Source organism: Microbacterium sp. KRD172 (assembly GCF_017168295.1).
GTDB lineage: Bacteria > Actinomycetota > Actinomycetes > Actinomycetales > Microbacteriaceae > Microbacterium > Microbacterium profundi.
In genome coordinates, this window is the sequence record NZ_JABFAS010000002.1 from 923,489 (window position 1) to 935,185 (window position 11,697).

Consider the following 11,697-nt stretch of genomic DNA (forward strand, 5'->3'; position numbering starts at 1 on the left):
GCGAAGACGACTGAGAGGACCGATCATGACCGACTATGCCGTCGTCAACCCGGCCACGGGAGAGACGCTCACCACCTATGACACGTTCACGGACGCGCAGATCGACGAGGCGCTCGCCGCAGCGGATGCCGCGCACCGCGACTGGTCGCGTTCCTCGACGGTCGCCGAGCGGGCAGCGCTCGTGCGTCGAGCGGCCGAACTGCACCGCGAGCGTCGCGAGGAGCTCGCCGACATCTTCGTGCGTGAGATGGGCAAGCCGCGCGAGGCCGCCCTGGGCGAGGTCGACTTCGCGGCCGACATCGCCGAGTACTACGCCGATCAGGCCGAGTCGATCATGGCCGACCAGCCGATCGCGATCCTGGGGGAGGGGTCGGCGATCATCCGGCGCGACTCGCTGGGACCGCTGCTGGGGATCATGCCGTGGAACTTCCCCGCGTACCAGATCGTGAGGTTCGCGGCTCCGAACCTCATCGTCGGCAACACGATCCTCCTCAAGCCGGCACCTCAGTGCCCCGAGTCGTCGAACGCGATCGCGGACATCTACCGTGCGGCTGGGTTCCCCGACGGTGCGTATCAGAACGTGCTCGCGACGAACGAGCAGATCGCCGGCATGATCGCCGACCCTCGTGTGCAGGGCGTCTCTCTGACGGGTTCCGAGCGCGCGGGTGCTGCGGTCGCCGAGGTGGCAGGGCGCAACCTCAAGAAGGTCGCGCTGGAGCTCGGCGGCTCCGATCCGTTCATCGTTCTCTCCACCGACGACATGGATGCCACGGTGCAGGCCGGTGTCGACGCGCGCCTGGACAACAACGGTCAGGCCTGCAACGGCGCGAAGCGCTTCATCATCGTGGACGATCTGTACGACGACTTCGTCGAGAGGTTCGTCGCGCGCATGTCGATCGTGCCCGCGACCGACCCGATGCAGGACGACACCGTGCTCGGCCCGCTCGCGTCGCTCTCGGCGGCGGAGCAGCTGCAGAAGCAGGTGGACGGCGCTGTCGGGCAGGGCGCGACGCTGCTCACCGGTGGCACCCGCGACGGCGCGTTCTTCGCCCCGACGGTGCTCGCCGATGTCACACCCGAGATGGATGTGTACCGCGAGGAGCTATTCGGTCCTGCGGCCGTCGTGTATCGGGTGGCGGACGAGGACGCGGCTGTGGAGTTGGCCAACGACACCACCTTCGGGCTCGGTTCGTATCTCTTCACCACGGACCCCGAACAGGCGGAGCGCGTCGCGGACCGGATCGAGGCGGGCATGGTCTACGTGAACCTCGTGCTCGCCGACAGCCCGGAACTGCCGTTCGGCGGCGTGAAGCGCAGTGGCACCTCGCGTGAGCTCGGCCACCTCGCCGCCGACGAGTTCGTCAACAAGAAGCTCATCCGCACCGCATAGGGGGCCCCGCTCGCTGAGCCTGTCGAAGCGTCGGCGCAGAGGACCCTTCTCGCTCGCTGAGCCTGTCGAAGCGTCGGTGCAGAAGACCCTTCTCGCTCGCTGAGCCTGTCGAAGCGTCGGCGCAGAGGACCCTTCTCGCTCGCTGAGCCTGTCGAAGCGTCGGCGCAGAAGACCCTTCTCGCTCGCTGAGCCTGTCGAAGCGTCGGTGCAGAAGACCCTTCTCGCTCGCTGAGCCTGTCGAAGCGTCGGTGCAGAAGACCCTTCGACAGGCTCAGGGATCGACAGGCTCAGGGATCGAACCGCAGTAGCGTGGATGCATGAAGGTCGAACGAGTGTCACGCACGCAGTCGGTCGTGAACGGGCTGCTCGACGAGATCATCGCCGGGCGGCTCGTCGCGGGGGAGACCCTTCCTGCGGAGGCCGATCTCGCCGCGCTGCTCGGCGTCTCGAGGCTCACCCTGCGCGAGGGCGTGCGGCTGCTGCAGGCGCAGGGTGTCATCGTCGCCGTGCCGGGCAGTCGCCACCGTGTCGCGCCCGTCGACGAGTGGACCGGGCTCGAAGCGGTCGTGCAGTTCGCGCGCAGCGGAGGAGCGCGCAGGCGTTCGTCACTCGACCTGATCGACATGCGCGTCATGTTCGAGACCGGGGCTGCCGAGCTCGCCGCCCCTCGGTGCACCGATGAGCACATCGCGCAGCTCGAGTCGATGCTCGCGCTGATGCGCGCGGCGCACGACAACGGCGATGTTCCAGGCTTCGTGGAAGCCGACCTCGCATTCCACGATGTGATCTTCGCTGCGGCGGACAATCGTATCCTCGTCGCATCCGTGCGCCCGCTCACGACGATGCTGCAGGACTCGCGCACCGAGACGAGTTCGGTGCGCGACATCCGCGAGCACGCGATCGCCGAGCATGCGGCGGTGCTCGAGGCGATGCGCACGCGTTCTGCGGATGCCGCGCGCGAGGCCATGGCCAGTCACATGCGCCAGACGCGCGACGACCTGCTGCAATACGTGCTGGGCGAGTAGAAGTCGCGATTTTGTGGATGAGCGAACGAGGCGTACGCTCGTTATCTGATATCGGATAACGTGCGGAACATCGCGCAGATCCGCAGCAGAACCTCTGAACGAAGGAGTTCCCATGCACGTCGACGCGCTTCTCGCCCCTCTGCCGGAGCCCTTCGAGGTCGCGGCGGTCGAAGTCCGCGCGGCGCTGGACCCGCAGGGGGTGCTCGTCGTCCTGGACGACGATCCCACCGGAACGCAGTCGGTCTCCGGCCTCCCGGTGCTCACCCGCTGGGAGCACGAGGACCTCGCCGGCGCATTCTCCACCGGAGCTCCGGCTGTCTACGTGCTGACGAACACCCGATCGCTCGATGAGGAGACCGCCGCCGCGCGCAACCGCGAGATCGTCGCTGTCGCCCTGGCCGCAGCATCCGAGGCCGGCCGTCGTGTGACGTTCGTCTCGCGGAGCGACTCGACCCTCCGCGGCCACTTCCCGCTCGAGACCGACGTCCTCATGCAGGAGATCGTCGCGCACGGAGGTATGGCCCCCGACCTCGTCCTGATCGTCCCCGCCTTCCCTGATGCCGGTCGTATCACTGTGGACTCCGTGCACTACTGGGTCACCGACGGCGAAGCGACGCCGGTCGGAGAGACTCCGTTCGCACAGGACGCCACGTTCGGATTCGCCTCGTCGGACCTGCGGAAGTGGGTCGCCGAGAAGACCGAGGGCCGCATCGCCGCCGATCAGGTGGCCGCCCTCACGATCGACGTCATCCGCTCTGGCGTCGATCGCGTGGTGTCCTTCCTCCGCGACGTGCCCGCAGGCTCGGTCGTCGTGGTCGACGTCGTCGAAGAGACCGACATGCGAGTCGTCGCGCTGGCGCTGCACCGCATGCGCGATCGTGAAGTGCTGCTGCGTGTGGGCCCGCCCTACGTGCGCGCGCACATCGGGCAGGACATCGCCGAGCCCGTCGTCGCCGAGGACATCCCGTTCGCCTACGACCGCGGCGGACTCGTCGTCGTCGGCAGCCACGTGCCGCTCACCACCGAGCAGCTCGCCGAACTGCGACGGCAGCGACCCGACACCGTCACGATCGAACTCGACGTGCGTCAGCTGATCGACCAGCGCCGCGATGCCCACCTCGACGCTCAGGCGGATGCCGTCGCCGACGCGCTCGCGACCGGCACGGTCATCGTGCACACCACGCGGGAGCTCGTCACGGGCGCCGACGGCGACGAGAGCCTCGACATCGCCCGGAAGGTCTCCAGCGGAGTCGTCGAGCTGGTGCGCCGCGTTCTCGCGATCGCGCCACCGCGGTTCGTGATCGCGAAGGGCGGCATCACCTCGAGTGATGTTGCGAGCGAAGCGCTCGAGATCAGCCGCGCCACTGTGCTCGGCCCGATGCTCCCCGGCATCGTCTCACTGTGGCAGCCGGAGACCGGCCCCGCGGTCGGCATCCCCTACATCGTCTTCGCCGGCAACGTCGGCGACACGGATTCGCTGGCACGCGTCGTCTCGACGCTCGCCGACGCCAACTGAAAGGAAGAGAAGATGACCTCCACCGTCGCCGTCATCGGTCTGGGAGCCATGGGCCTCCCGATGGCCACCCGCCTCGCCGAGCGCTTCGAGGTGCGCGGCTTCGACATCGCCGCAGAGCGCATCGCACTGGCCGCTGAGAAGGGCGTCACGCCGGCGGATTCCGCCGCGGATGCCGTCGCCGATGCCCAGGCCGTACTCGTGGCCGTGCGCACCGGGGAGCAGCTGAACGGGCTGCTGTTCGGCAAGACCGGCCTCGCGTCGCACCTGGCAGACGGCGCGGTCGTCATCCTCACCAGCACGGTGGGTACCGACGGCATCGCCGACATCGCCGCCAGGCTCGCCGAGCACGGCGCCCAACTGGTCGACGCGCCGTTGTCCGGAGGGCCGGTGCGCGCCGGCGAGGGCGATCTGCTGATCGTCGTCGGCGCGACCGCGACGGCGCTGGAGATCGCACGGCCCGTGCTCGAACAGCTCGCCTCCACGTTGTCGATCGTGGGCGACAAGCCCGGCGACGGCCAGGCACTGAAGACCGTCAACCAGCTGCTGTGCGGCGTGCACATCGCCGCCGCTGCAGAGGCACTGGCACTCGCAGACGCCCTCGGCCTCGACCGTGAGAAGACGCTCGAAGCGCTCACGGCGGGCGCTGCCAACTCGTTCATGCTCGGCAACCGCGGACCTCGTGCCCTGCAGGCCTACGACGAGGACGGCGCCGAGGTGCTCAGCCGCCTCGACATCTTCGTCAAGGACCTGGGCATCGTCGGCGACGCGGCCCGTGCCGCCCACCTCTCGACTCCGGTCGCGAACGCAGCGGAGCAGCTGTTCCTGCTCGGCGAGGCCCAGGGCCTCGGCGCGCACGACGACTCCGCGGTGATCCGCGTGATCGCACCTGAACGACGCTCCTGACCCGATCCCAGACCGACCCCCACTCGGTGCGCATGAGCGCGCCCGAACACTGAAAGAAGAGATCCAGTGACGCTCCCTCTTCCCGCCTTGATCGCGATCGGAATCGCAGGCCTCGCCCTGCTGCTCCTGCTGATCATCCGCTTCAAGATGCAGGCCTTCTACGCCCTGATCCTCGTCTCGATCGTCGTCGGCCTCGCAGCCGGCCTCCCGATGACGAACATCACGGCGGATGACGGCACCGTCGAACGACTCGGCATCATCCAGGCGATCATCGCCGGTGTCGGCGGAACCCTCGGTTCCGTCGCGGTGCTCGTCGCCCTCGGCTCGATGCTCGGCAAGATCATCGAGCTCTCCGGCGGTGCGGATTCTCTCGCCGGGAAGTTCACCAAGTGGCTCGGCCCGAAGCGGGTCGGCATCGCCCTGGTGATCGCGGCGGCCATCCTCGCGATCCCGGTGTTCTTCGATGCCGGCTTCATCATCCTCGTGCCGATCATCTTCGCGTTCTCGAAGGTCGCCGGCCTCAACCCGATCAAGTTCGGGCTCCCCGTCGCAGGCATCATGCTCGCGGTGCACGTCGCCGTCCCGCCGCACCCCGGTATCGTCGGCGGTGCGACGATCCTCGGCGCCGACATCGGCTGGGTCACGATCTTCGCGCTGCTGGTGTCGATCCCGCTCGCGGCCCTGTCGTTCTGGGTGGGCAAGCTGATCAACCGTCGCGAGTTCGCGATGATCGAGGCGACGAAGGAGATGTTCGAGAACTTCGGTGACGACCAGCCCTCCGCGAACGCAGGCCTTCGCGACGGCGAGAAGGCGCCGAGCGCCTTCACGGTGCTCGGCCTGATCCTGCTGCCGCTCGTCCTCATCATGCTCGGCACCGCCGTGGCCCCGACGTTCGAGGCAGGCAGCTTCTGGAACAGCTTCCTGTCGATGATCGGTCAGCCGATCTTCGCGCTCATGGTCGCGATCGCCGCCGCGATGTTCTTCCTCGGCGTGCGCCGCGGATGGTCGGCTGCAAAGCTCGGTGAGGTCATGGAGTCTGCCCTGCCCGCCGCAGCCGTCATCATCCTCGTCACGGGTGCCGGTGGCGCGTTCGGCAAGATCCTGACCGAGACCGGCATCGGCGGCGCCGTCGCCGAGGTGCTCGCGGGATCCGGCATGCCGCTGCTGCTCGCCGCGTTCCTCATCTCGCTGATCATGCGCGCCGCGCAGGGATCGGCCACCGTGGCGATCACGACCACGGCGGGGCTGCTGCTGCCCTCGGTCGCGGTGCTCGGCCTCGACACGATCCACATCGCCCTCGTCGCGGTCGCGATCGGCTACGGCGCCCTCGGGCTCAGCCACGTCAACGATTCCGGGTTCTGGGTCGTCACCCGCTACCTCGGCCTCTCGGTGAAGGATGGCCTTCGTACCTGGACGCCGCTGACCACGGTCCTCGGCGTGGCCGGGTTCCTCCTCACCTGGATCCTGTACGCGGCGATCCCGATCAGCTGATCCCGCGAGAGCCCTCGGCATCCACCTTCTGGGAGACGCCGGGGGCTCTCGCCCTTCGATGAGCGGGTAGCCTCGGGGCATGGTCACCGTCGCTGAGAACATGGTCCGCACGCTTCGAGCCAACGGCATCGATCGCGTCTACGGCATTCCGGGGGATTCGCTCAACGGGTTCACCGATGCGCTGCGCAAAGACGGCACGATCCGCTGGCTGCACGTGCGCCATGAGGAATCCGCGGCCTTCGCCGCTGCCGCCGACGCGGCGATCACCGGCGACCTCGCCGTCGTCGCCGGCTCCTGCGGTCCGGGCAACCTGCACCTGATCAACGGCCTGTTCGACGCCAACCGCTCCCGCGTTCCCGTCCTGGCTGTCGCGGCGCATATCCCGACCAGCGAGATCGGCACGGGGTACTTCCAGGAGACGCACCCGCAGGAGCTGTTCCGCGAGTGCAGCGTCTACGTCGAGTACGTGGCCGACCCCGTGCAGATGCCCCGCATCCTCGAGATCGCGATGCGCGAGGCCATCGAGAAGCGCGGGGTCGCGGTGGTCGTGATCCCTGGCGAAGTCGCGCTCGCCGACGTCGCCGTCGATCGTGCCGTCGTCATCGAGCGCGCCCACCCGGTGATCGTTCCGAACCCGAGCGAGCTCGAGAAGGCCGCAGAGCTGCTGAACGCGGCGCGGCGCGTGACGATCCTCGCCGGTGCCGGCGTCGAGGGAGCGCATGACGAGGTCGTCGCTCTCGCCGACCGCCTCGGCGCACCCATTGTGCATGCCCTCCGCGGCAAGGAGCACATCGAGTACGACAACCCGTTCGACGTCGGCATGACCGGGCTGCTCGGCTTCGCCTCCGGCTATCGGGCGATGGAATCCGCGGACACGCTGCTGGTGCTGGGTTCGGATTTCCCATATGCCCAGTTCTACCCGGAGGACGCGACCACGATCCAGGTCGACATCCGCGGCTCGCAGCTCGGCAGACGGCATCCACTCGACCTGGGTCTCGTCGGCGACGTCAAGGACACGGCAGAGGCCCTGCTCCCGCGGATCGCCGAGAAGTCGGATCGCTCGCATCTCGACGACGCCGTCGCGCACTATCGGAAGACGCGGGCGAAGCTCGACGAGCTGGCCGTTCCCACGAAGGGCAAGAAGCCGATCCACCCGCAGTATCTCGCCAGGCTCCTCGACGAGGCGGCGAGCGAAGACGCGATCTTCACGGCCGATGTCGGCTCGCCGACGGTGTGGGCGGCGCGTTATCTCACCATGAACGGCAGACGCCGCCTGATCGGCTCGTTCACCCACGGCTCGATGGCGAACGCGCTCATGCACGGCATCGGTGCGCAGACCGCGCAGCCGGCGCGGCAGGTGGTCGCGCTGGCGGGGGACGGGGGCCTTGCGATGATGCTGGGCGAGCTCATCACGCTCACGCAGAACCGCTTGCCGGTGAAGACGATCGTGGTGAACAACTCCTCGCTCAACTTCGTGGAACTCGAGATGAAGGCGGCAGGCTTCGTCACATACGCGACCGACCTGGAGAACCCGAACTTCGCGGCCGTCGCCGAGGCTCTCGGCATCTTCGCGCGGCGCGTGGAGCGCAGCGAGGATCTCCCGGATGCCGTGCGCGAGGTTCTCGCTCATGACGGGCCGGCGCTGCTCGACGTCGTCACAGAGCGCCAGGAGCTGTCCATGCCGCCGGCGATCACCGCCGAGCAGGTCAAGGGCTTCGCCCTCTACGCGATCCGCACCGTCATGTCGGGCAGAGGCGATGAACTGCTCGATCTCGCCAGGGCGAACTGGCGGCAGCTGTTCTGACGACGTGCGGCCCCTGAGCCTGTCGGAGGGCCGCTGTTCGCCGGGGCGGACAGCATGCCCTACACTGGAGAGGCAGTTGTCTGCATTCTTTTTCCATGCCCGCGGGTGCGGATGGGATGCGGATCCAGGGGCCTCACGGTCTCTAGGGCGGTAGCTCAATTGGCAGAGCAGCGGTCTCCAAAACCGCAGGTTGCAGGTTCGATTCCTGTCCGCCCTGCGCGTCAGCGCAACGCTGACACACGAAAGGTACATTCAGGATGGATCAGGACGAACCGCGCGGCGATGTCGTCGCGGCAGGCGGCGCAGCCAGTGTGAAGAAGCTCGGCTTCTTCGGCCGGATCGCGCTGTTCTTCCGTCAGGTCATCGGCGAGCTTCGCAAGGTCGTCACGCCCACGCGCAAGGAACTGTTCAAGTTCACCGGCGTCGTGCTGGTCTTCGTGGCGATCATGATGACTCTGGTCTACGGCCTGGACACCGCCTTCTCGTGGCTGACGGCTCAGGTCTTCGGGGTGCCGCAGTAAGCGTCGCCCTCGCGGCCCCGGCCGCAATGAATGGAAAGAAACAACGTGTCTGAACGATATTCCGACGACGCCGACTGGGCGACAGCTGCAGAGCAGTCCAGTGAGGACGACGAGGCGCAGGAGGGCAACGTGCTCTCCGCCGAAGAGAAGTCGGCTTCGGCTGCCGAGCATGTCGCCCTGCACATCGAGGGCGACGCGGATGACTCGAACGACGAAGGCACGGAAGACATCGACATCGACGACCCGGAGGCGGACGCGATCGTGAACGACGCTCTCAACCTGGACGAAGCGGCAGAATCCGAAGCTGCCGCTGAGGTCCTCAACGACGGAGCGGCCGAAGAGGCCGCAGATCTCGAGGCGGCTTCCGCTGACGAGGTCACCCCTTACGACGGCCCCGACGTGAACGGCGATGAGGACGCCGTCACCGACGAGGCCGACGACGACGCGGAAGAAGACCCGTACGAGGCCTTCCGCATGGATCTGCGCATGATGCCGGGCAAGTGGTACGTCATCCACTCCTACGCCGGTTTCGAGCGCAAGGTGAAGGCCAACATCGAGCAGCGCAAGTCGACGCTCGAGGTCGAGGACGACATCTATCAGATCGAGGTCCCGATGGAGGACGTCGTCGAGATCAAGAACGGCCAGCGCAAGATGGTCACGCGCGTCCGGATCCCCGGTTACGTGCTCGTGCGCATGGAGCTCAACGAAGACACCTGGTCGGTCGTGCGCCACACTCCCGGCGTCACGGGTTTCGTGGGCAACGCCCACAACCCGACACCTCTGCGTTTCGAAGAGGCCTTCAACATGCTGAAGGCGCTCGTCGAGGTCAAGGATCTCCCGACCGCGAAGAACGTCCAGTCGAAGGGCGGCGTGGCTGTCGCCCGCTCGATTCCCGCCGAGGTCGACTTCGAGGTGGGCGAGACCATCACGATCAAGGAGGGCTCGTTCGCCGGCCTTCCTGGTTCGATCAGCGAGATCAAGCCTGAGAGCGGCAAGCTCACGGTGCTCGTCTCCCTCTTCGAGCGCGAGACCCCGGTCGAGTTGTCGTTCGACCAGGTCACGAAGATGAACTGACACGAGACTGCTTCACGAACGCCCCGTTCGGCTCCGGCCGGCGGGGCGTTCTGCATGCGGTAGACTTGCGTGGTTTGTGCTGCGGTCCCTGAGCCTGTCGAAGGGCCGGCGCGCGCGAACACACCACAGCCCGGAGATGCCGGGTTCGTGGGAGATCGGATGCTTCGGCATCCGTTCGATGAGAGGAAATGAAATGGCACCGAAGAAGAAGGTGACCGGCCTGATCAAACTCCAGATCAACGCCGGCGCCGCCAACCCGGCTCCGCCGATCGGCCCCGCGCTGGGTCAGCACGGCGTGAACATCATGGAGTTCTGCAAGGCGTACAACGCCGCGACCGAGTCGCAGCGCGGCAACGTCATCCCGGTGGAGATCACCGTCTACGAGGACCGCAGCTTCACGTTCATCCTGAAGACCCCGCCTGCCGCGGAGCTCATCAAGAAGGCAGCCGGCGTTGCCAAGGGCTCGTCCACGCCGCACACGGTCAAGGTCGCGAAGATCACCAAGGACCAGGTCCGCCAGATCGCCGAGACCAAGCAGGCCGACTTGAACGCGAATGACGTTGAGGCCGCGATCTCGATCATCGCGGGCACCGCCCGTTCCATGGGCATCACGGTCGAGGGCTGAGGAGCACAATCATGACTAAGTCCAAGGCTTACAACGCTGCCGTCGCGAAGATCGAGGCAGACCGTTTCTACACTCCCACCGAGGCTGTCGCTCTCGCGAAGGAGACCGGCTCGGCGAAGTTCGACTCGACCGTCGAGGTCGCGCTGAAGCTCGCCGTCGACCCGCGCAAGGCGGACCAGATGGTGCGCGGCACTGTCATCCTCCCGCACGGTACCGGTAAGACCGCCCGCGTCATCGTGTTCGCCACCGGCCCCGCGGCCGAGGCAGCGATCGCCGCAGGTGCAGATGAGGTCGGCGGCGCCGAGCTCATCGAGAAGGTCGCCGCAGGCTGGACCGACTTCGACTCGGCTGTCTCGACCCCCGAGCTCATGGGACAGGTCGGTCGACTCGGCAAGGTGCTCGGCCCCCGTGGCCTGATGCCGAACCCGAAGACCGGCACGGTGACCCCGAACACGGCCAAGGCCGTCGAGGAGATCAAGGGCGGAAAGATCGAGTTCCGCGTCGACAAGCACGCCAACGTGCATTTCGTCGTCGGCAAGGCATCGTTCACCGCTGAGCAGCTCGACGAGAACATCGGCGCTGCCCTCGAGGAGATCGTCCGCCTCAAGCCGTCGAGCGCAAAGGGCCGCTACATCCAGAAGGGTGCGGTGTCGACGACGTTCGGTCCTGGCATCCCGCTGGACGTCAACGCCATCTGAGCATGACAACGAAGGGCCTCTGTCGTCGCGACAGGGGCCCTTCGTCGTACGTATCTGGGGCGCCGGCGCGCGGAAAACCGTAGCCCGTCCCCCGGACACGCCCGGGGGACGGGCAGGATTTGCCGCATGCCCGGATCCCGCGTAAGTTATTACTTGTTCGCCCCACAGGGAAGCGGAAAGGCCGGAAGGCCTCACCCCCCTCAAGCGGAAAGAACAACTCCCCGAAATCCTTCTCTCACTTGAGAGTGCGGGCGCTTGCGTCTAGGATGGAGAGTCCCACCTCGTGGATCGCAGTCATCGGCTGCGCACCGGATCTCAGGTCCGGAAGCGCCGGTTTGACAGGCACCGCGAAGCGGGTAAGATTGAGAAGTTGCCCTTCGGGCCTGACTGTGATGGTTGGGTCGGGGGAGCGTCCGATCCTTGAGAACTCAACAGCGTGCACTTGTCAAATGCCAAATTATCCTCGTCCATTGACCTTCGGGTTGGTGGTTGAGAATTCCTTTGGATCAAAGACCAGCCCTTTCGGGGGTTGGCATTTTTAATGAAGTCAGTTTGATTCATTTCTTTGGTCAGTTCAAACTCGCTGCGATTCACCTTATTCCGGTGGTTGTGGTTTTTTTCTTTTACGGAGAGTTTGATCCTGGCTCAGG

The 11,697-nt window shown here is 66.6% G+C and carries 10 protein-coding genes and 1 tRNA gene; all 11 read left to right on the top strand.

Going from position 1 to position 11,697, the window contains the following annotated elements:
- Positions 1 to 25 precede the first annotated feature (25 nt).
- Complete coding sequence (locus tag J1M43_RS04745) at positions 26 to 1,390, top strand: NAD-dependent succinate-semialdehyde dehydrogenase (RefSeq protein WP_033106092.1); 1,365 nt, start codon at positions 26 to 28, stop codon at positions 1,388 to 1,390.
- A 317-nt stretch (positions 1,391 to 1,707) separates the two neighbouring features.
- On the top strand, positions 1,708 to 2,415 hold the full coding sequence (locus J1M43_RS04750; protein ID WP_033106093.1) for a FadR/GntR family transcriptional regulator: 708 nt from the start codon (positions 1,708 to 1,710) through the stop codon (positions 2,413 to 2,415).
- A 112-nt stretch (positions 2,416 to 2,527) separates the two neighbouring features.
- Positions 2,528 to 3,931, top strand: a complete 1,404-nt coding sequence (locus tag J1M43_RS04755; protein WP_033106094.1) for a four-carbon acid sugar kinase family protein — start codon at positions 2,528 to 2,530, stop codon at positions 3,929 to 3,931.
- Positions 3,932 to 3,943: 12 nt separating this feature from the next.
- A complete protein-coding gene (locus tag J1M43_RS04760) occupies positions 3,944 to 4,834 on the top strand; it encodes an NAD(P)-dependent oxidoreductase (RefSeq protein ID WP_033106095.1) in 891 nt (296 codons plus the stop codon).
- Between the two features lie 66 nt (positions 4,835 to 4,900).
- Positions 4,901 to 6,325 carry a GntP family transporter gene (locus J1M43_RS04765; protein WP_033106096.1) on the top strand — a complete coding sequence of 475 codons (1,425 nt, stop codon included), beginning with the start codon at positions 4,901 to 4,903 and terminating at the stop codon, positions 6,323 to 6,325.
- 79 nt (positions 6,326 to 6,404) lie between these two features.
- Positions 6,405 to 8,129: a ubiquinone-dependent pyruvate dehydrogenase gene (gene poxB, locus J1M43_RS04770; protein WP_033106097.1), complete on the top strand. Its 1,725-nt coding sequence runs from the start codon at positions 6,405 to 6,407 to the stop codon at positions 8,127 to 8,129.
- 144 nt (positions 8,130 to 8,273) lie between these two features.
- Positions 8,274 to 8,346 (top strand) — tRNA-Trp (locus J1M43_RS04775).
- A gap of 40 nt (positions 8,347 to 8,386) precedes the next feature.
- On the top strand, positions 8,387 to 8,650 hold the full coding sequence (gene secE / locus J1M43_RS04780) for a preprotein translocase subunit SecE (RefSeq protein WP_033106098.1): 264 nt from the start codon (positions 8,387 to 8,389) through the stop codon (positions 8,648 to 8,650).
- 45 nt (positions 8,651 to 8,695) lie between these two features.
- The gene (gene nusG, locus J1M43_RS04785) at positions 8,696 to 9,724 is read left to right on the top strand and encodes a transcription termination/antitermination protein NusG (RefSeq protein WP_033106099.1); all 1,029 of its coding nucleotides are present in this window, start codon (positions 8,696 to 8,698) and stop codon (positions 9,722 to 9,724) included.
- A 193-nt stretch (positions 9,725 to 9,917) separates the two neighbouring features.
- Positions 9,918 to 10,349 (top strand): 50S ribosomal protein L11, encoded by a 432-nt coding sequence (rplK, locus tag J1M43_RS04790; RefSeq protein ID WP_033106100.1) that lies wholly within the window; start codon positions 9,918 to 9,920, stop codon positions 10,347 to 10,349.
- Positions 10,350 to 10,357: 8 nt separating this feature from the next.
- Positions 10,358 to 11,047 (top strand): 50S ribosomal protein L1, encoded by a 690-nt coding sequence (gene rplA, locus J1M43_RS04795; RefSeq protein WP_188435684.1) that lies wholly within the window; start codon positions 10,358 to 10,360, stop codon positions 11,045 to 11,047.
- The last annotated feature ends 650 nt before the right edge of the window (positions 11,048 to 11,697 follow it).